Annotated in this window: 15 protein-coding genes; 10 read left to right on the forward strand and 5 right to left on the reverse strand. The window is 61.2% G+C overall.

The genetic code is table 11. The features are described from left to right. The first annotated feature begins 38 nt into the window (after nucleotides 1–38). The 4 genes from asnB to MB02_RS08895 are packed head-to-tail and all read left to right on the forward strand — an operon-like array spanning nucleotide 39 to nucleotide 5,127. Nucleotides 39–1,955 (forward strand): asparagine synthase (glutamine-hydrolyzing), encoded by a 1,917-nt coding sequence (gene asnB, locus MB02_RS08880; RefSeq protein ID WP_067536387.1) that lies wholly within the window; start codon nucleotides 39–41, stop codon nucleotides 1,953–1,955. Nucleotides 1,956–1,978: 23 nt separating this feature from the next. Further along, a complete protein-coding gene (locus MB02_RS08885) occupies nucleotides 1,979–3,586 on the forward strand; it encodes an FAD-dependent oxidoreductase (protein ID WP_067535776.1) in 1,608 nt (535 codons plus the stop codon). Nucleotides 3,587–3,634: 48 nt separating this feature from the next. Continuing rightward, a complete protein-coding gene (locus tag MB02_RS08890; RefSeq protein ID WP_067535778.1) occupies nucleotides 3,635–4,702 on the forward strand; it encodes a CDP-alcohol phosphatidyltransferase family protein in 1,068 nt (355 codons plus the stop codon). Then, nucleotides 4,699–5,127: an HIT family protein gene (locus tag MB02_RS08895; RefSeq protein ID WP_067535781.1), complete on the forward strand. Its 429-nt coding sequence runs from the start codon at nucleotides 4,699–4,701 to the stop codon at nucleotides 5,125–5,127. The genes MB02_RS08890 and MB02_RS08895 overlap by 4 nt, the downstream gene beginning before the upstream one ends. Here the strand turns inward: MB02_RS08895 and MB02_RS08900 are convergent. Beyond that, nucleotides 5,124–5,858 carry a phosphocholine cytidylyltransferase family protein gene (locus MB02_RS08900; protein ID WP_067535784.1) on the reverse strand — a complete coding sequence of 245 codons (735 nt, stop codon included), beginning with the start codon at nucleotides 5,856–5,858 and terminating at the stop codon, nucleotides 5,124–5,126. The two genes, MB02_RS08895 and MB02_RS08900, sit on opposite strands and share 4 nt — an antisense overlap. A 127-nt stretch (nucleotides 5,859–5,985) precedes the next feature. Between MB02_RS08900 and MB02_RS08905 the strand changes: the two genes are divergently transcribed. Continuing rightward, nucleotides 5,986–7,290 (forward strand): lipopolysaccharide biosynthesis protein, encoded by a 1,305-nt coding sequence (locus MB02_RS08905; RefSeq protein WP_156495467.1) that lies wholly within the window; start codon nucleotides 5,986–5,988, stop codon nucleotides 7,288–7,290. Between the two features lie 29 nt (nucleotides 7,291–7,319). On the opposite strand, the gene gloB is transcribed toward MB02_RS08905, so the two are convergent. Together gloB and MB02_RS08915 are read right to left on the reverse strand one after the other, a co-directional pair. Then, nucleotides 7,320–8,066, reverse strand: a complete 747-nt coding sequence (gene gloB / locus MB02_RS08910; protein ID WP_067535790.1) for a hydroxyacylglutathione hydrolase — start codon at nucleotides 8,064–8,066, stop codon at nucleotides 7,320–7,322. An 88-nt stretch (nucleotides 8,067–8,154) separates the two neighbouring features. Continuing rightward, a complete protein-coding gene (locus MB02_RS08915) occupies nucleotides 8,155–9,261 on the reverse strand; it encodes a helix-turn-helix transcriptional regulator (protein ID WP_067535793.1) in 1,107 nt (368 codons plus the stop codon). A gap of 124 nt (nucleotides 9,262–9,385) precedes the next feature. On the opposite strand from MB02_RS08915, the gene cysD reads away from it, so the two are divergent. The 5 genes from cysD (at nucleotide 9,386) to MB02_RS08940 (ending at nucleotide 15,722) form a co-directional block, all read left to right on the forward strand. Continuing rightward, nucleotides 9,386–10,285, forward strand: a complete 900-nt coding sequence (gene cysD, locus MB02_RS08920) for a sulfate adenylyltransferase subunit CysD (protein WP_067536391.1) — start codon at nucleotides 9,386–9,388, stop codon at nucleotides 10,283–10,285. Beyond that, nucleotides 10,285–12,201 (forward strand): sulfate adenylyltransferase subunit CysN, encoded by a 1,917-nt coding sequence (cysN, locus tag MB02_RS08925; RefSeq protein WP_067535796.1) that lies wholly within the window; start codon nucleotides 10,285–10,287, stop codon nucleotides 12,199–12,201. Before cysD ends, cysN begins: the two co-directional genes overlap by 1 nt. Beyond that, the gene (locus MB02_RS08930) at nucleotides 12,198–12,959 is read left to right on the forward strand and encodes a 3'(2'),5'-bisphosphate nucleotidase CysQ (protein ID WP_067535798.1); all 762 of its coding nucleotides are present in this window, start codon (nucleotides 12,198–12,200) and stop codon (nucleotides 12,957–12,959) included. The genes cysN and MB02_RS08930 overlap by 4 nt, the downstream gene beginning before the upstream one ends. A gap of 117 nt (nucleotides 12,960–13,076) precedes the next feature. Beyond that, nucleotides 13,077–14,273 carry a beta-ketothiolase BktB gene (gene bktB, locus MB02_RS08935; protein ID WP_067535801.1) on the forward strand — a complete coding sequence of 399 codons (1,197 nt, stop codon included), beginning with the start codon at nucleotides 13,077–13,079 and terminating at the stop codon, nucleotides 14,271–14,273. Nucleotides 14,274–14,366: 93 nt separating this feature from the next. Next, nucleotides 14,367–15,722: an alkaline phosphatase PhoX gene (locus MB02_RS08940; RefSeq protein ID WP_235829467.1), complete on the forward strand. Its 1,356-nt coding sequence runs from the start codon at nucleotides 14,367–14,369 to the stop codon at nucleotides 15,720–15,722. A 27-nt stretch (nucleotides 15,723–15,749) separates the two neighbouring features. Here MB02_RS08940 and MB02_RS08945 read toward each other — a convergent pair whose 3' ends face one another. Further along, nucleotides 15,750–16,604: a hypothetical protein gene (locus MB02_RS08945; RefSeq protein ID WP_067535804.1), complete on the reverse strand. Its 855-nt coding sequence runs from the start codon at nucleotides 16,602–16,604 to the stop codon at nucleotides 15,750–15,752. Nucleotides 16,605–16,786: 182 nt separating this feature from the next. Next, the gene (locus tag MB02_RS08950) at nucleotides 16,787–19,243 is read right to left on the reverse strand and encodes a TonB-dependent receptor (RefSeq protein ID WP_067535806.1); all 2,457 of its coding nucleotides are present in this window, start codon (nucleotides 19,241–19,243) and stop codon (nucleotides 16,787–16,789) included. Between the last annotated feature and the right edge of the window lie 142 nt (nucleotides 19,244–19,385).

A 19,385-nucleotide genomic window follows, 5' to 3' on the forward strand; every position in this document is an offset into this window, starting at 1 on the left:
ACTAGCCGAATTGCCCCGCTCCGAATAAAGGCATGTTCATGTGCGGGATAGCGGGATGGTATCGGCGGGCAGGACGCGAAGTCCCCCATGACGTTCTGGTCCATCAGTGCGACCGGATTATTCATCGCGGCCCTGATGACTGCGGCTATCTTGCAGACGGCGATTTCGGCTTCGGCATGCGCCGGCTGAGCATTATCGACATCGCAGGCGGCCATCAGCCGATTGACTCCCCCGATGGGCGTTATGCCATTGTCTTCAATGGCGAAATCTACAACCACCCGGAACTGAGGCGGGAACTGGAAACGCTGGGTTACGCATTCCACACTCACAGCGACACGGAAACGCTGCTGGCCAGTTTCGTGTGCTGGGGGGACGACGCATGGCCGCGCCTTCAGGGAATGTATGCCGCCGCGATCTGGGACCGGGCGGAACGCACGTTGACACTGGCCCGCGACCCATTGGGCATCAAACCGCTCTATATTACGGAACAGAACGGGGGACTGGCGTTCGCCTCCGAAATCCGTTCGCTGCGCGTACTGCCCCGCCACAGCTTCGACCTTGATGAACGGGCCGCGCACGATTTCTTCATGTTCGGCCACGTGCAACGGCCCCGCTCAATCTACCGGCAAGTGCGCAGTCTGGAGCCGGGCCACGTGTTGCGGATCGGGCCGGAGGGCGAACCCTCTATCCGGGAGTTCTGGGCGCCCCGCTTCAATGTCCGTCACGACCTGTCGCAGGACGAATGGATAGAGGAAACCCGCTCGCGGCTGGAAGGCACCGTGCGCAAACACATGCTGTCTGACGTGCCGGTGGGCGCGTTTCTTTCCGGCGGCGTCGATTCCAGCGCCATCGTCGCCGCGATGACCCGGTTTACCGACCGCCCAATCAAGGCCTTCACTGTCAGCTTCCCCGGAACCTCGATCGACGAGGCCGAGGCTGCCGGACGGATCGCCGGCCATCTGGGTTGCGAACATATCGTCCTGCCCCTTGAACCGGTGGCGGCGGGTGATCTCCTGCCCTCGGTACAGGCCGCTTTCGACGAACCATGCGCAGCGACGGCCGCAGTGCCCATCTGGCATTTGTCGAAACTGGCCGCCGAACACGTCAAAGTCGTGCTGGCCGGGGAAGGTTCTGACGAGATTTTTGCGGGTTACAAACGTCAACGCACGGCGCTGCTGGCGGCGCGTTACAAGCCCCTGCTCAAAGCGCTCAGCCCGCTGGCCGACCTGATCGACGCCCTGCCGCTGGATGCATCCACCCGGTTCAATTACCTGAAGCAGAACGCCCGCCGCTTTCGGACGGCCGCCGGTCTCGAAAACGGGTTTCAGCGGTTCTTCCAGGCGACGCAAATTTCCACGCCCGACGTGCGCGCCCGGCTCTACGAACCGGGCTTCCTCGCCCGGCAGGACGGTCCGGGCCGCTTCAAGCGGCTGGCCGAGGAATATTTCGGCGATATCGACATCAAGACGCTGAACCCGCTCGAACAGTTCATGCTGGCCGACATCGCCGTCCACATGCCGAGGTCGCTGCTGCTGCGATCGGATCGGGGCAGCATGGCGCATTCCCTTGAAATCCGCGTCCCCTTCCTGTCGCATGACTTCGTTGACTGGACCCTGACCATGCCCAGCGCGATGAAGTTGCAAGGCAAGACAGGCAAATATGCCCTGCGCAAGGCAGTGGAGCCGTGGTTCCCGCCCGGTTCCTTCGACAAGCGCAAGATCGGATTCCAGTTGCCGTTCGGAGAATGGTTCCGCGGCGACTTCAGCCAGTTCGCACAGGAGGCGTGGCACGAAAGCGGGGCGATGGACTGCGGCCTGCTACAAACCGCCGCAGTCGACCAGTTGTTTGCGGAACATCGCGCGGGGCTCGCCAATCATGGCCGGATTCTCTATGCGATCGCCATGTTCAGCTGCTGGTGGCAGCAGGCGGCGGCCAATGGCGAGAGCCCGGCATGACGCCAATCACGGAGGTCTAGGAAATGCTGGTCGACCTGCGCAGCGACGCCGAAGCGCTCGCGACACTTGGCGATGTCTGCATCGTCGGCGGCGGGGCCGCAGGAGTCACCCTGGCGCGACGGCTCGCGGCCAAGGGGCACGAGGTTATCTTGCTGGAGAGCGGCGGGCTCGATTTCGAACAGGCCACGCAGGATCTCTACAAGGGTGCCAACGTCGGCATGCCCTACTACGATCTGGAAGAAGCCCGCCTGCGTTTCTTTGGCGGGACAGTATCCATCTGGGGCGGACGGGCCGCACGCATGGATCCGATCGATTTCGAAAGGCGTGACTGGGTACCCCACAGTGGCTGGCCAATCGGCCTGGCCGACGTGGATCCCTATTACCGTGAAGCCGATGCGATCTTCGAACTGGGCGAAGCCTTCGACGAAGCCGAGACATGGCAAAGGCTGGGGGTGAAACCCTATGCTTTTGACGAAGACCGGATCGCCACTGCTCTCTGGCGGTTCGATGAAGCGGCGGAGCGGTTCGCCGCCGCGCGTACCCGCGACCTGTTCGATGCCCCCAATGTCCGCGTCGTATTGCATGCCAACGCCGTGAAATTGCAGGCCGGGCCTGACGCTCGCGCGATAGAGCACATCGACGTCCGGGCGCTCGACGGGCCGGTTTTCAAGGTAAAGGCCAGCCATTACGTCCTGGCCTGCGGCGCGGTAGAAAACGCGCGCCTGCTGCTGGCCTCCGACGATGTCGAAACTGCCGGGATCGGCAATGGCCACGATCAGGTCGGACGCTTTTTCATGGAGCATCCCACCGGCCGCATCGCGAAAATCGAGACCTCTCACCCTTACGAAATCTGGGATGCCTACCAGAAGCGGTTCGTCCGCTCCGACGTGCCGCTGGCCCCGGCGATCCGGCTGGGCGATGCGGTGCAGCGCGAGAAGCAAACTCTCAACGATATTGCCACGTTCAAGCTGCAGCGCGCGCCTGAACGCGGCGTACCGCTGGGCAACAAGCTCTACCACAATCTCAAGCATTCGATTTCGCCTGACCGGAAAGGCCGCATCCTCGATCATGCGTATCGCGGCGTGCGAGCCTGGTTCCACCGCAAGCTGCGCGGATCGCTGGAACATTTCATGGCCAGCACGGGCATGACCGGGCTTTACATGATCGTCCGCGGCGAACAGGCTCCCAATCCCGACAGCCGGATCGTGCTGTCGACAGAACGGGACGCCCTGGGCAACCGCCGGGCCGATCTCGACTGGCAGCTCAGCGAATTGGACAAGCACAGCGCACGGGTCATGGCCGAAACTTTCGGCGCCGAATTGCAGCGTCTTGGCAAAGGCCATAGCGTTCCGAGCGAGTGGCTCTCCGAGCCCGGTGCCCAGTGGCCCGTCGATCCCACGGTCGGCAACCATCCCATCGCCGGTTACCACCATATCGGGGGCACCCGCATGAGCGCCGATCCGGCGCATGGCGTGGTCGATGCCGATTGCCGGGTCCATGGCTATGGCAACCTCCACATCGCCGGCAGTTCAGTCTTCAGCACTGCCGGCTGGGCCAATCCGACCTTCACTCTCGTCGCCCTTGCCTTGCGGCTGGGGGACCGCCTCGACACGGTCCTTCGCAACCGTTAGCAGGCCACGAGAGGGAGCGGGACTGACCGCCGCCGAAAAGGATTTCCAATGAACAACGACATGATGCCGGAATGGCTGGCGCTATCCGGGTCGGCCGAAGTTCCCATCTGGGGCATGGACAACCGGGAACGTGTGCGGCGGCTGGCCTGTGCGGCCAAGTTGACGCCGCCTGACGGGCGGAAGCTGAAAGTCGATCTCGGCTTCGTGTTCGATCCCCTGCTGATGCGGCTGGCGCTGCAGAATCCGGATATCAATTTCACCCATGGCGAACGCTTCGTTATCGGGGTGGATAATCCCGATGCCCGTATTGTCGATCTCGCCACCGGGCCGGAATTCTACAATCCGCAACTGCGCAAGCTGGAACGCCCGTTTGCACTCCCCCTGACGGCGGCAACCAGGGCGCAGGCGGAGCGGGCCTGCTACGATGCCTCGTACAAGGGGGTGACAGATCTGCTCACCAAATACCTGTGGCCGGGCCTCGCCTTTCACATGACCCGGATCGCGGCGGCGCTCGGAATGTCACCTAACAGGATCACCGCGATCGGGGCTGCCCTGTGCGTATGGGCCACAGTGCTGTTCTGGGAGGGCATGTATTGGGAGGGCATGGCCGCCGGCTTCGTTTTCATGGTGCTGGATACAGTGGACGGCAAACTGGCCCGCTGCACTGTCACGTCAAGCTGGTGGGGCAACATCTTCGACCACGGCATCGACCTCGTCCATCCCCCGTTCTGGTGGGGGGCGTGGGCCGTCGGGCTGGGATCGTGGGGTCTGGCCTATTCGACGGAAACGTTCGCCTGGGTGATCGGCACCATCGTCATCGGCTATGTCGTTCAACGGGTGATCGAAGGCGCCTTCATGCGCATGTATGGCGGAATTCATATCCATGTGTGGCAGAAGTTCGACAGCCGGTTCAGGCTGATCACCGCCCGCCGCAATCCCAACATGGTGATCCTGTTCGTATCGCTGTTGTTTGCGCGGCCTGACATCGGGCTGGTTGCCGTTGCGTGGTGGACTGTCCTATCTTGCGCGGTGCATGCTGTCCGGTTGGTTCAGGCCATGGCCCAGGCCAGGTCCGGGCACCCGGTGACATCCTGGCTCATGGAGGCTCCGCAATGAATGAAACCATCGAAAAGTTCGGCTGGCCGGCAGCTCTGGTTCATGAATTCGACCACTGGGTCGTGCTGGCGCGCGCCGCGCAGCCGACGCTGGGCAGCCTGGTGCTGGCCGCCAAGTCGGACGCGACCGCGTTTGGGGACCTGCCGGGCGAAGCCCATGCGGAACTTAAAATCGCGACATCGGCGATTGAAGCGGCGTTAGGCAAGGCGGTGGGCTATGCCCGGCTCAATTACCTGATGCTGATGATGGTCGATCCCAATGTGCATTTCCACGTCATCCCCCGTTACGAGGGCGCGCGCGAATGGAACGGGCGGGAGTTCGTCGATGTGGGCTGGCCGAAAGTCCCCGACCTCGGCCATGCGGTCGCGCTGGAGGGCGAGGAACTGGATCGGTTGACCGCCTGGCTCAAGGGCTTTTTCGCCTAGACCCAGCTATCGGTCAGCCTGGTCGCGATTTCGATGTCGTTGAGAAAATCGACTTCCGCCCAATCCATCCCTTCGATGGATACTGTGCCGACTTTTCCGCTATCGGCAATCTTGTCGATCACCTTCAGATACCAGTGTTCCACCCCTTCACGGGTCCGCATGGCCTCTCGTACCGCTTCGCGGAAGAGATCCGGACCTTGGCCGCGAAAGGCCAGAAAGCCGATCGATTCCGCATTGGTTTCCTCAGCCGTAAGCGTCTTGCCGATCCGCATCAGCCGATCCCCGTCGCGCGCCACTTTCATGTCGTCGCTGTCATAATGATCCTTGATGTCCACAGTGACGGCAATCGGCCAGTCGCTCCCCTGCTGGACCTTGTGCACGATATCTTCGGAAACGAGCGTGTCGCCGTTGAGTATCAGAAAATCCTCATGCATCCGGTCCCGCACGATCCAGCATGAACCGAGATTGTCCGCGACCTTGTAGAACGGGTTGAAGTGGCAATGCACCTCGACCCGGGGGTCGCTGTGGCGCGCCAGCAGCTCCTCCACCATGTCGGTCATGAACCCGGTGACCACATCGATCCGTCTGACACCGCCACGCGCCAGCATCTCCACCTGCCATTCGATCAGGGTGCGGCCCGAAAAATCGATCAGGCATTTGGGCCGTTCAGCCGTGAGGGGAAGCAAGCGCGAACCCTGGCCCGCGCTGAGGAGGATGGCGTGTTCGATCATCGTTCGCCCTTAGGAGGTGGAAGCCCCAGCCGCAATGCCGGAGGTATGTAAACACGTATGGCGCTTGCGCAAATCCGGCCCCTCGTCCAAAGGCGTTGCGATGTCTCGCCGGACAAGAACGCGACCCATGCCCGACAGCTTGCTGGGCCGCATGTTCGCCAACACCGTTTGGCTGTTGGGGGGCAAGGGTTTCGGCGCGATCTGCAGCCTGCTTTACCTCGCGATTCTCACTCGCTCGCTGGGTCTCAAGGGCTTCGGGCACTTTTCGCTGATTTTCGGCACCGCCCAGGCATTGATCGCAATCGCCGGTTTCCAGACCTGGCGGGTGGTGGTCCGTTATGGCGCGGAACATGTCCATGCGAAGAACTGGGACGCATTCGGGCGGCTCGGCATGCTGTGCGGCGTGCTCGACGCGATCGGCGCCGTCATGGGCTGCGGCATCGCCTGGGTGGTTTTCTATCAATTCAGCGATGCACTCGATCTCAACAAGAGTCTCGTCGATACGGCTTTCTGGTTCAACGTCGCCGCCATCTGGGCACTGGTATCCGCCCCGACGGGTATCGTCCGCGCGCTCGACCGGTTTGACGTCGCCGTTTACGTTGAAGCGGTGGTGCCTATCGGGCGCCTGGCCGCCGCCACGGCTATCTGGCTTACCGATCCCACTTTGATGAAGTTCCTGATCGCATGGGCAGTGATCGACCTGCTTGAAGCGGCGGCCTACTGGATCATGGCCCGCTATCTCGCCCCGCAATCGGTCGGTTTCCGGCATTTGCGGCACTGGCGCCTGGCCTTGAGCGAGAACGAGGGGATTATCCGTTTCTTCGGGATCACCTACGCCAACGCCACATTGGAAGCTGCAAAACGCAATGGCCCTCTGCTCGCGGTCGGTTTCTTCGCCGGCACGAAAGCCGCTGGCCTTTACCGACTGGCCCAGCAATTGAGCCAGGGCCTGAGCAAGCTTTCCACTCTGCTGACCCGGTCCGTCTATGCGGAAATCGCACGGGCCAGAGTGGCTGCCCAGGCGGACGAATTCCGCAAGCTCGCCATGCAGACCAGCCTGATCGCCGGACTGGCCGGTGCACTGGTCGTTGCGATAGCGCTGATCGTCGGCAAGCAGCTGATGGGCCTGATCGGCGGGGATGCTTTCCGGGCAGGTTATGCCGTCATGGTCCCGCTCACCATTGCCGCTTCCTTCGAACTGGCCAGCGTCGCGTTCGAGCCGGTGCTACATTCGACCGGAAGGGCGCGCCACGCCTTGCTGGCACAGGCCGCAGCCTTAACGGCACTGGTGATTGCCTTGCTGGCGCTGGTCCATCCGTTCGAAGCGGTCGGTATCGCATGGGCCGTCGCAATCGGCGGGGCGGTCTTCTACCTGTCCATGGGTGGCATGGCGCACCGCGCTCTCCGCCTGCTTGCCAAAGGCCATATCTGAGGCAAGGCACCGCGCTGTTCCGGCATGGGTCAGCCTTTGAAATTGTCCTTGAGCGAACGAATTTCGGCAAAGGCAGCAGCCGGTTCCGGCTTGTCGCTGAGCAAGGGGGCTCGCAAAAACGGATTGGTTTCGCGCTCTGCCGCGATAGTCGTCGGAACGGTCGGCTCCCCCCGTTCGCGCGCGGCCCGCACTGAGGCCATGCGAGCTGCCAGTTCGGGAGAAGAATCCACCGTCTCCGCAAACCGGCCGTTGGCCAGCGTATATTCGTGCGCGCTATAGGCCACGGTGTCGCCGGGCAGCCCGGCCAGCCGGGAAAGGCTGGCCCACATTTGCTGCGGCGTCCCTTCGAACAGTCGGCCACAGCCCAGCGGAAACAGTGTATCGCCGACAAACACAATCCCGTCGGCCGCATCATAATAGCAGATGTGGCCCATGGTATGACCACCGGTATCCATGACCGCGAAGCGGGTTTCCCCGAGGTCGACGATATCGCCGTCGCTCACCACGCGATCGAGCGGAAAATGCCCAAGCACTTCCTCCGGACCGATCAGAGTCGAGCCGAAGCGGGCTTTCACCGTGGCATTTCCCCCGGCATGATCGGGATGCCAATGCGTGTTGAGTACCAGATCTATTCCCCAGCCTCTGGAAGTGGCCGCGGCAATGATCGCATCGGCATCGGGTGTATCGATGCAGGCAACCTTGCCCGATGCTTCGTCACGCACGAGGAAGCCGTAATTGTCGCTGAGGCAAGGGAACTGGTGAACGGTCAACGGCATCGCAATCTCTCTTCGCGGTAATGGTCCGCTTCATTATCCGCGCAAAGCGGCGGGATGAAAAGGCCACATCCAGCGACTCCGCAACAGCTTATGCCAGCGCCAGCACGCTGGTCAGAATATAACGGATCAGATCATTCTGGCCCCGCGCGCCCATCTTGGCATAGATTTTCTTCGAATAATTGCGCGCGGTCTCCACTGTTATGCCAAGGCTGTCCGCCGCTTCGGCAATCGACATGCCACGGCTGAGCGCCAGCGCCAGCCGTGCTTCGCTGGGCAACAGACCGAACAACTCCGCGATCTGTTCATAGCGATCGGATTCCGACTGGGTATCGCCCTGCAGATACGCGATCATGATCGGCGTTCTGCCCGTCCCGTCGTTTCGCTGCGTCATCGGCGCGATCAGCATCTCCACCCAAGGGTCGGTACTGACGCGGAAAGCCCGCGGTCGTTCACCCGGAGACGAAGCGATGGCCTTGATTGCCGCCGAAAGCTTCCGTTCGGTTTGCGGATCGGTCGCCACCAACCGACCATTCCGGGCGATCCGCAGGCCTTGCCCATACTGCAGCATCCGCTTCGCCTGCGGCGTGGTTTCGACGACACAGCCATTGCTATCGAGACTGATCCACCCGAACGAAAGCCTCTGCATCACCTCATCGGCGATGCTGGCCCGCGACTTTTCCCGTTCCAGCGCAATATGGCTGCGCAGACAATTGCGGAAGTGGCGCGCCAGCCTGCTCAGCAGAGCGGTATCCGCAGCCGTGAAATCAGGCTTGTCGCGCGAAACGCTCAGCCACGTGCTGACGCCGGAAGGCTCCGATATCCGCACGATGCGCATGAAGTGGATGCCGCTCGGGTCGAGCACCTCGCGGCGAAACGCCACATGCTCCGGATTGCTGTCCAGCAGCAGTTCCGACAGGGAATAGACGCGCCCCTCTCGCAAGTCGAAACCCAGGAAGGGGTCGGTCTTGTACAATTCTTCCTGATAGAGCCGATTGAGATGGGCCGGGGCACGCTCTCCCGAAAAGAGTTCGACCGGGCTGTTGGCCGGGCGATCGGGCGGGCGAAAAATGATCCCCGCATAGCGCGCGCCTATCCGGGCCCGCAGATGCTCCAGAAAGCTGCTCCACAAAGGCTGCTCGAACGAGCCCTGGTAGAGCGCCATCAGCAGATCGTCTTCGTCACGCGCGGTCAACATTTTCGCATCCTCCCATATGGGAGGCTACATGTCGAGAATCACTTTCTATGAAACGGCCATCATGAGGCGCAGTGCACAGGCGGCGCCATTTGTTTGGGACAGGAACGAAGGGACCATCAAGACGATGACGATGACCCATCTGCAACGGCTTGAGGCCGAAAGCATACATATCATGCGTGAAGTGGTCGCCGAGGCTGAACGCCCGGTGATGCTCTATTCGGTCGGCAAGGATTCGGCAGTGATGCTGCACCTTGCGAAAAAGGCCTTCTATCCGGCTCCGCCGCCGTTCCCGCTGATGCATGTGGATACGACCTGGAAATTCCAGGACATGTACAAGCTGCGCGACAAGGCGGCGAAAGACGCGGGGATGGAACTGATTGTCTATCAGAACCCCGAAGCACGCGAAAAGGGCATCAATCCCTTCGATCACGGCCCCCTGCACACGGACATGTGGAAGACCGAAGGTCTGAAGCAGGCGCTCGACAAATATGGCTTTGACGCGGCTTTCGGCGGTGCCCGCCGCGACGAGGAAAAGAGCCGTGCGAAGGAACGGATCTTTTCCTTCCGCAACGCCAACCATGGCTGGGACCCGAAGAATCAGCGTCCGGAATTGTGGAAGCTCTATAACGCCCGCAAATCCAAGGGTGAGAGCATTCGCGTATTCCCGCTGTCCAACTGGACCGAGCTGGACATCTGGCAGTACATCCATCTCGAAGGGATCGAGATCGTTCCGCTCTATTTCTCGGCCAAGCGCCCGACGGTGGAACGCGACGGACTGCTACTGATGGTCGATGACGACCGTTTCCCGCTCGCAGAAGGCGAAACGCCGGTCGAACGTTCTATCCGTTTCCGTACGCTGGGCTGCTACCCGCTGACCGGCGCGGTAGAGAGCGAGGCAGCCACGCTGCCTGAAATTATCCAGGAAATGCTGCTGACGACCACGTCGGAACGGCAGGGCCGCGCCATTGACAAGGACGAAGGCGGCGCTGGCATGGAGAAAAAGAAGCAGGAGGGGTATTTCTGATGACCGGGACGACCACCGAAGAGCCGGTTTACAAGACCGACGCGCTGATCGCCGAGGATATCGACAAGTACCTCGAAGTCCACCAGCACAAGACCATGCTCCGCTTCATCACCTGCGGCAGCGTCGACGACGGCAAGTCCACCCTGATCGGGCGGTTGCTCTATGATTCGAAGATGATCTTCGAAGATCAGTTGGCCGCACTGGAAAACGACAGCAAGAAGGTCGGCACCCAAGGGCAGCAGATCGATTTCGCACTGCTGGTCGACGGCCTCGCCGCCGAACGCGAACAGGGCATCACGATCGACGTTGCCTATCGCTTCTTCGCGACCGAAAAGCGCAAGTTCATTGTTGCCGACTGCCCGGGCCACGAACAGTACACGCGCAACATGGTGACGGGTGCATCGACCGCCGACATGGCCGTGATCCTGATCGACGCGCGCAAGGGCGTGTTGACCCAGACCCGCCGCCATTCGTTCCTCGCGCATCTGATCGGTATCCGGCACATCGTGCTGGCAGTGAACAAGATGGACCTGGTCGATTACGATCAGTCGACTTTCGAACATATCGTCGCCGATTATCGCGCGTTCGCGAAGCAGATCGGTATCGAGGAATTCACTGCCATTCCGATTTCGGGTCTGGCCGGTGACAACATCACCACCCGCAGCGAAAACACTCCCTGGTACAAGGGCCCGGTGCTGATCGAGCATCTCGAAACGGTCGATCTCGGCCTTGACGAAGGTGCCGGCCAACCGTTCCGCCTGCCGGTCCAGTGGGTCAATCGTCCGAATCTGGATTTCCGCGGTTTCGCGGGCCAGATCGCGGCAGGCACAGTGAAGCCTGGCGACGCGATCCGGGTCATTCCTTCGGGCAAGACCAGTACCGTTTCGCGCATCGTGACGTTTGACGGCGACCTTGACGAGGCATCCACCGGTCAATCCATCACGTTGACTTTCGCTGACGAGATCGACTGCTCGCGTGGTGACGTCATCTGCGCCGCAGACGATCCTGCGGAAGCCGCCGACCAGTTCGAAACGACCATCGTGTGGATGGCGGACGAGGAAATGCTTCCCGGCCGCAACTACATCCTCAAGATTGGCACCCAGACGGTTTCCGCGGCTGTCCAGCAGCCGAAGTTCCGTATCGATGTGAATTCGATGGAACACCTGGCGGCAAAGACCCTCGGGCTCAACGACATCGGCGTGTGCGAATTGTCCACCGACAAGCGCGTGGTGTTTGCCCCCTATACCGAGAACAAGGATCTGGGCGGGTTCATCCTGATTGACCGGATGACCAACGCGACCGTTGCGGCGGGCACGATCCACTTCTCGCTGCGTCGTGCGCAGAACGTGCACTGGCAGTCGATCGACGTCAGCCGCGAGGCACATGCGACAATCAAGAACCAGCGCCCACGGGTGCTGTGGTTCACCGGGCTTTCGGGTTCGGGCAAGTCGACCATCGCCAACCTCGTCGAGCAGAAGCTGCATGCCCTGGGCAAGCATACGTTCATTCTGGATGGCGACAACGTCCGCCATGGCCTCAACAAGGATCTCGGCTTCACCGATGCCGACCGGATCGAGAACATTCGCCGGATCGGCGAAGTCGCCCGGCTGATGACCGATGCGGGTCTGATCGTACTGACTTCCTTCATCTCGCCCTTCCGGGCGGAGCGCCAGTTGGCGCGCAGCATGATGGAAGCGGGCGAATTCGTGGAGATCTACATCAACACCCCGCTCGACGTGGCGGAAAGCCGTGACGTAAAGGGCCTCTACAAGAAGGCGCGGGCCGGTGATCTGAAGAACTTCACCGGGATCGACAGCCCTTACGAGCCGCCGGAAAATCCGGAAATCGTGATCGACACGACCGCGATGAGCGCTGAGGAAGCAGCCGAACTCATCGTCGATCGGGTGCTGTCATGAGCGGTACCGGCACAATCGTGGACGGCGATGCCGAACTGGCCGCGCGCCTCGCGCACGCGGCCGGACGGATCCTGATCGAGGTTCGCGAAAGCGGGCTGATCGGCGGAAAGGCACTGGGCAAGGCGGGCGACGTGACCGCCAACCAGTTCCTTATCAACGCTCTGCGCCAGCAACGGCCCGAAGACGGGCTGCTGTCGGAAGAGAGCAAGGATACCGATGAGCGCCTCTCCAAATCGCGTGTGTGGATCATCGACCCAGTCGACGGTACGCGCGAATATGGTGAGGAACGCACCGACTGGGCAGTCCATATCGCTCTGGCCGTCGATGGCGTGCCCACCATCGGAGCAGTGGCTTTGCCCGGCCTCAACCTAGTGCTGCGCTCCGACCGCCCCACCGCATTGCCGCCGGAAGGCCACCCCCTGCGGATGGTCGTCAGCCGTACGCGTCCGGCCGCCGAAGCCGTGGCTGTGGCCGAAGCGATCGGGGCCGAACTCGTCCCCATGGGCTCCGCCGGGGCCAAGGCCATGGCCGTGATCCGGGGCGAAGCGGACATCTATCTGCATTCCGGTGGACAGTACGAATGGGACAGCTGCGCGCCGGTCGCCGTGGCCCTGGCCCATGGGTTGCACTGTTCACGCATTGACGGTTCGCCACTGGTTTACAACCAGGCCGACACCTATATGCCGGACCTGCTGATTTGCCGCAAAGACCACGCTGACATGGTTCTGGAGAAGGTACGCAGCGCCGCTGCGGCGTAACCGAACCGTTAAAGGCTGGAAATTGCCGCCGCGCGCCCCTAGGAGACCGGCCAAGCCATGTGCCGGTCAGGGCCGCGCAATTGGCGGCAATCTTGCCCTCTAACGGAGGTTACACCAGTGTCTCTCAGCACCCCTATCTATCTGGTTTCCGGCGTTCGCACGCCGATCGGCGATTTCGGCGGCGGCCTCAAAAGCTTCAAGCCCGACGAACTTGCCACCAAGGTAATCGGCGAAGCGATTGCACGCGCCGGCGTCGAACCTGATGATGTCGGGCATGTCGTCATCGGCCAGGTGATCCAGAGCGAACCGCGCGATGCCTATCTTGCGCGCGTTTCTGCCGTGAACGCGGGTATTCCTGTCGCGACTCCCGCGCTGACGATCAATCGCCTGTGCGGCTCCGGCCTGGAAGCGATCATCCTTGCCGCACGCGTGGTGGCTGACGGGGAAGCCGACATCGCCGCAGCCGGCGGGGCGGAAAGCATGAGCAACGCCCCTCACGTGCTCAAGAGCGCCCGGTGGGGCAACAAAATGGGCAACATGGTCATGCTCGATGCCATGCTGGAAGTCCTGCAGGACCCGTTTGGCCATGGTCACATGGGCGTTACAGCCGAAAATGTCGCGGAACGCTATCAGATCACTCGCGAAACGCAGGACGAACTGGCAGTGGAAAGCCACAAGCGTGCCGCCCGCGCCATCGAGGAAGGACGGTTCAAGAGCCAGATCCTGCCGATCGAAGTACAAAGCCGCAAGGGCACGACCATTGTCGATACGGACGAACACGTCCGCGCGGACGCTTCGCTGGAGCAGATGGGCAAGCTGAAGGCCGCCTTCAAGCGGGACGGCACAGTGACGCCGGGCAATGCCTCCGGCGTGAACGACGCCGCCGCCGCCGTTATGGTGGCATCGGAAGCAGCCGTGAAAGCCAAGGGCCTGAAGCCGATGGCGCGGATCGTCTCCTGGGGCCATGCAGGCGTCGCACCGGAAGTCATGGGCCTTGGCCCGATCCACGCCGTGCCGATTGCGCTGGAACGTGCGGGCCTGACTGTCGACGATATCGACGTCATCGAATCCAACGAAGCTTTCGCCGTTCAGGCATGTGCGGTGGCGAAGGAACTCGATTTCCCTGCCGACAAGGTCAATCCCAACGGCAGCGGCATTTCGCTGGGTCATGCGGTTGGCGCGACCGGTGCGGTCATCACCGTCAAGGCGATGTACGAACTTGAACGCATCGGTGGCCGCTATGGGCTGATCACGATGTGCATCGGCGGCGGGCAAGGTGTCGCGATGGTGATCGAGCGCTGCGAACAGGCTTGATTTCCGGCATGTGAAGGGATCCGGCCCCATCATGTAGGGGGGCCGGGGCCGTCACACGAACGTAACCCTTGCGCGGCAAGGCCGGTTGCAATCATGATGCAGCAGGATAACGCACAAATGGGCATGCTGGAACGACCTTCTCCGTTGAGGGCCAATCGTCGCGGAATCCTGCGAGGGGCTGCTGCTACGGCCTTTGCCGCGTTGCTGGTCTCGGGCAAGGGCGGTCGCGCGCTGGCGCAAACGGCGCCCTTCTACGGACCGTTACGGCAAGATCCAGCCGCGTTGCTCGACCTGCCGGAGGGATTTTCCTACCGGATCATCTCGCGCATGGGCGATGCCATGGACGATGGCGGGACGGTTCCCGATCGCGCGGACGGGATGGGTTGTTTCGCCCTGCCCGGGGGTAAGCTCGCGCTTGTCCGCAATCACGAACTCAAGATCATGCATGACGCCGGTGGTACGCTGCTGACGGGCTATGACCGGGACCGGGCGGGTCATGTCCTGCCCGGCGGAACCACCACGCTGGTGCTCAACGCCGCGACACTGTCGGTGGAACGGCAATTCCGGTCGCTGGCCGGGACCATTCGCAACTGCGCGGGCGGCACCACCCCATGGGGAAGCTGGCTTACCTGCGAAGAAGATGTGACGCGTGCCGGCGGCAAGGTCGGTCAGGATCATGGGTGGGTTTTCGAAGTACCTGCCACTGCCACGACGCAGGTCGAAGCCGTACCGCTCAAGGCCATGGGGCGCTTTTATCACGAGGCAGCGGCAGTCGATCCGGAGACCCGCTTTGTGTATATGACAGAGGATCGCGACGACGGCCTGTTGTACCGCTTCCTGCCCGATACTCCGGGAAAGCTGGCGGACGGCGGCAAGCTTCAGGCTCTCGCTCTGCCGCATGGTACCATGGCCGACAGCCGCAACTGGTCGGGGCCAGACATGGTACCGGGCAGCTGGCACGCCGTACGCTGGATTGATCTCGACGATGTGGAAAGTCCGGCAGACGACCTGCGCCATCGCGGTGCGGCCGCGGGCGCATTGCTGTTCGCCCGTGGCGAAGGCATCCATATGGGCGAGGGGGAGCTTTTCTTCTGCTGCACATCGGGCGGGGCCCGGCAATATGGACAGGTCTTCCGCCTTTCGTTGACCGACGGCGGGGATAGGCTGCAACTCTTCTTCGAATCGCGCGGGCCGGAAGAATACAATTTCGGCGATAATCTGACTGTCGCCCCCAATGGTCACCTGATCGTTTGCGAGGATCAGTACACCGAGGTCGTCGATAATTATCTGCGCGGGATAACTCCGCAGGGCGTGGCCTATCCACTGGCGCGCTTGCGGCGGCAGACGGAACTGGCGGGCGCGTGTTTCTCGCCAGACGGGCAAACGCTGTTCGTCAACGCCTACAGCCCGGCAATGACTCTTGCGATTACCGGCCCCTGGCAAACCTGAGGCCGATACCCGCAGGCATGAAGGCGGTTACGTTACGCGATGGAACATCGCATTGGCAGTCGCGATCATGCGGTCGCCAGCGCCGCGATCCACCAGCGTCGCCTCCACTGCAACGCGGTCTCCATCGGTGCTGGATACGGTCGCGGTTGCGGCAAACGGGCCAGCATAACCCGGCTTCACCATCAGCACGGTGTAACTTTCGATCTGGTAAGCCTGGGACTGAGTCATTCGCTCCAACTCGTCCATCGCCGCTGCTTCCAGCGCGATGTTGATCGGCCCCAGATGCAAGGCTGAATGAGGCGAGGCGAGTTCAGGCGTCACTTTCTCTATGGCCAGCGCATCGTTCCCAATGCGCTGAATGCCGAATACCTTACGCAGCGACGGCATGGCCGGAGAATCGACGATCTCTTCCACTGGATTGTCGACCGGCTCGAAACCCGGAGGAACATCGCTCAGGCTGACACCATTGCCAATAGCTGTAGCGATTACCCGAGCGTGATCGTGATAGTCGACAATTCGGGACCGACTGAAACCCATCTGTCTGCCGACATGGATCACCTCTCGCTGGACGAGCAGTCGTTTCACATCATGGGCAGGATCGAGGATAGCGTAACTCATCGACACAGGCGCAGGAACGCATTCGTCATCCAGCCAATAGGGCTCCGGAGCGAGAATGCACAATGGCGCCGCCATAATTCCACCGGTCGCATTGCGCATGTCATGGCGCAACGGCATAGCCTCTTCATCGACGCCACGATCCATGCCGGGGGATCCCTTGCCGAGATAGGTATAGGTCTTGAGCGCCTTCCATGATTTTTCGAAATGCGCCCAGTGTTCTTGGGGGGACATCTTGCGAATATCGCCTTGGGATTCGTTAGCCATTGCCTCTCGCCTCACCGGATGGAGTCATGGCTGGGGGTATAGGCCGGTAACCCTGCGAAGAGTCCACCGACACATGTCTATGCCGGATATGCAGAAACCGTCCTTTGCCAGGCAATGGACGGTTTCCGGTGGGGTGGCCGAGACGCGTGAATATCGCGTCCCGGCCAGGGGAATGCGCTGCCTCAGGAACCGAAGCGGAACTTCAACGATGCGCCATACATGCGCGGCTCGCCATAGAGCACCGGTTCGACACCCAGGAACGAAGCGATCGAATACCCGCCAACAGCATAAGTCTTGTTGAAGACATTGTTGGCAAAGACGGCCAGATCCAGCCCTTCGATCAAGGCGTCGCGCCATTCAAGCCGTGCGTTCGCCACGCCATAGGAAGGCAGCGAGTCCGACAGGCCATAGAGTACCGCATCCGGATCGGGCGTGTTCACCTTGCCCGTCCAGGAATAATCGGCCGTGACCAGGACATCGGCACTGTCGAGCGGCAAGGCATAGCTCGCATTGACGCTCCACTTCCAGCGTGGCTGATAAGCGATCTGGCGTCCGATACGGCACGCCGTACCGGCGTTCACCTTGCACTTGGCGTCGAGGAACGACACGAACGCACCCAGATGCAGACCTTCGGCCGGCGCCATGGTGGTTTCGAATTCGAAGCCCTTGTTAACCGCGCTCGCGGCGTTCTGCACCAGGCTGTAAGTCGCGTTGTTGACGAAGACAGGCAGTGCGACCTGAATGCCGGAATACTTGTCGCGGAACAGCGAAAGGTTGGTACGGATCGGGAAGCCGATATCCCAATCGGCCTTCAGCCCAACCTCGATGTCATCGACAGTTTCCGGTTTGAAACGCAAGGTATCTGCCGTCGCAGCAGGGAGATTGAAACCGCCGCTCTTGTAGCCGCGGCGATAGGATGCATAGACCAGCACCGAGTTGTTGAACTTGTACTGCAAGGTGACATCGCCCGTCAGCGCCTTGAATTTCGCGCTGCCGGTCGCGGGGCACAGCAGGTCCCCGGATATTGGGTCGGTCTGGGCGCAGGTTCCGTCGTCGGTCACCACACTGGAACTCGCCTTACGCTTGTCCCACGTGTGACGCAGCCCGCCCGAAATCTGCAAGGCATCCGTCACGTCCAGCTCGGCGTGGGCGAAGATCGCATCGCTCTTGTCGGTATAGTCCTGCTTGGTGTTGCTGATTTCACCGAAACCGTAGGAACGATAGGACTGCTTGAAGCCCGGCCGCGCTTCTTCGTGATAGAACCCGAGAATGTATTCCAGCCCGGCATTGGGCACGGAGCCCTGAATCTGGAATTCTTCGGTATATTGTTCGAAACCGCGAATATACGGCGGCTCCTTGGTTTCGTAATCGCTCCGCAGATAGCTGAACACGCCCGACAGGTTGTTGCTTTCGGCGATCCGCTGTTTCCTGAAGGAGAAGATGTTCTTCAGCAGGATGTTGTCGCTTACCTGGAACGACGTCTTGTTGGTGACTCCGAAGCTCCGCGAACGCAGATAGAGCAGATTGGGCTCCAGCACCTTGCGCACTCCAAGCGCCTGTTGCTGGGCAAGCGCGGCATAGAATTGATCAGGCGTGATCCCTGTCAGACCGAAGCCCCCATTAGCCGCTGCCGCCTGGAACACGGCGACCGCCGAACCGTATGGCCCCGTCGCGCAGCCGGGCAATTCATATGAAAGGCAACCGATGAAGCTGGATGACGGGCTGGCCACCATGAGCGGGAAGCTACCCGGCAGACCGAGCGTCTCGGAAAGTTCGGGCGAAAGCGGGTTCGGCAGAGACCCGACCAGCGCCTGCGGATAGACCTGCCGCATGACCGCGCCATTGCCGGTGTTGTCCCGGTAATTGCTGTCGACAATGGTCAGGTTCTCAATGTCAGGGGTCGGCTTGAACAGCACCGACACCCGGTAGGAATCATTGTTCCGGCTATCGAGCTTCTGATCGGTGATTACCGAACGGGTATAACCGTGGCGGCGGCCAAGATTGCCTGCGACACGTACTGCGAGGACATCTTCGACAACCGGAAGATTGATGACGCCCTCGGCTTCCCGATAGTGATAATTGCCGGCCGAAACCTTGAAATACCCGCCAAGTTCGAACTTCGGCTTCTGCGGTTCGAACAGCACGGCCCCGCCGGTCGTATTCCGGCCGAACAGAGTGCCTTGCGGCCCCTTCAGGACCTGCACACTGGCCAGGTCATAAAGCGCGCCTGCACCTGCGACCGGTGTCGGCACTTCCGCAAAGTAGGTCGCCACACTGGTGAAGTTTCGCTGACCGCCCCCGACGATACCCGGGCCCTGTCCGCGAATATAGAAGTTCGCATCGCTGCGATTGACTTGCGACACGTTCAGACCTGGCGCGAAATTGCGCAATTGCTCCACCGAAACGACGTTCTTCGTTTCGAGATCTTCCCCGGACAAGGCCGTAATCGCGACCGGCACGTCCTGGAGGCCTTCGCTCCGTCGACGGGCCGTAACGACGATATCACCCAGACCGGACGTATCTGAATCCGCCCCATCTGCTGCGGGGGGAGCATCAGTCTCTTGGGCGAGTGCAGGCGCCGAAGCAGCGCATAGCGCCAGAAAACTGGCGGTGGACAATATAAGTCGAACCGAATTCATGAAACCCTCTCAATTTCCCATCAAGTTATTGCCCCAGAATTCACCAATAAGAATCCAAGGAGTTTATATTGTTATTATAATAAATTAATTATGGAAAGTTTATTATGAGTTTGAAGGATCATTTATTTTTAATTATATGATT

Origin of the sequence: Croceicoccus estronivorus (genome assembly GCF_001625325.1) — a bacterium.
Classification (GTDB): Bacteria; Pseudomonadota; Alphaproteobacteria; order Sphingomonadales; family Sphingomonadaceae; genus Caenibius; species Caenibius estronivorus.

Bases quoted from the DNA above. Each gene is read 5' to 3' on its own strand.
- asnB (WP_067536387.1), top strand. From the start codon at position 39: ATGTGCGGGATAGCGGGATGGTATCGGCGGGCAGGACGCGAAGTCCCC.
- MB02_RS08885 (WP_067535776.1), top strand. From the start codon at position 1,979: ATGCTGGTCGACCTGCGCAGCGACGCCGAAGCGCTCGCGACACTTGGC.
- MB02_RS08890 (WP_067535778.1), top strand. From the start codon at position 3,635: ATGAACAACGACATGATGCCGGAATGGCTGGCGCTATCCGGGTCGGCC.
- MB02_RS08895 (WP_067535781.1), top strand. From the start codon at position 4,699: ATGAATGAAACCATCGAAAAGTTCGGCTGGCCGGCAGCTCTGGTTCAT.
- MB02_RS08900 (WP_067535784.1), bottom strand. From the start codon at position 5,858: ATGATCGAACACGCCATCCTCCTCAGCGCGGGCCAGGGTTCGCGCTTG.
- MB02_RS08905 (WP_156495467.1), top strand. From the start codon at position 5,986: ATGCCCGACAGCTTGCTGGGCCGCATGTTCGCCAACACCGTTTGGCTG.
- gloB (WP_067535790.1), bottom strand. From the start codon at position 8,066: ATGCCGTTGACCGTTCACCAGTTCCCTTGCCTCAGCGACAATTACGGC.
- MB02_RS08915 (WP_067535793.1), bottom strand. From the start codon at position 9,261: ATGTTGACCGCGCGTGACGAAGACGATCTGCTGATGGCGCTCTACCAG.
- cysD (WP_067536391.1), top strand. From the start codon at position 9,386: ATGACGATGACCCATCTGCAACGGCTTGAGGCCGAAAGCATACATATC.
- cysN (WP_067535796.1), top strand. From the start codon at position 10,285: ATGACCGGGACGACCACCGAAGAGCCGGTTTACAAGACCGACGCGCTG.
- MB02_RS08930 (WP_067535798.1), top strand. From the start codon at position 12,198: ATGAGCGGTACCGGCACAATCGTGGACGGCGATGCCGAACTGGCCGCG.
- MB02_RS08940 (WP_235829467.1), top strand. From the start codon at position 14,367: ATGATGCAGCAGGATAACGCACAAATGGGCATGCTGGAACGACCTTCT.
- MB02_RS08945 (WP_067535804.1), bottom strand. From the start codon at position 16,604: ATGGCTAACGAATCCCAAGGCGATATTCGCAAGATGTCCCCCCAAGAA.
- MB02_RS08950 (WP_067535806.1), bottom strand. From the start codon at position 19,243: ATGAATTCGGTTCGACTTATATTGTCCACCGCCAGTTTTCTGGCGCTA.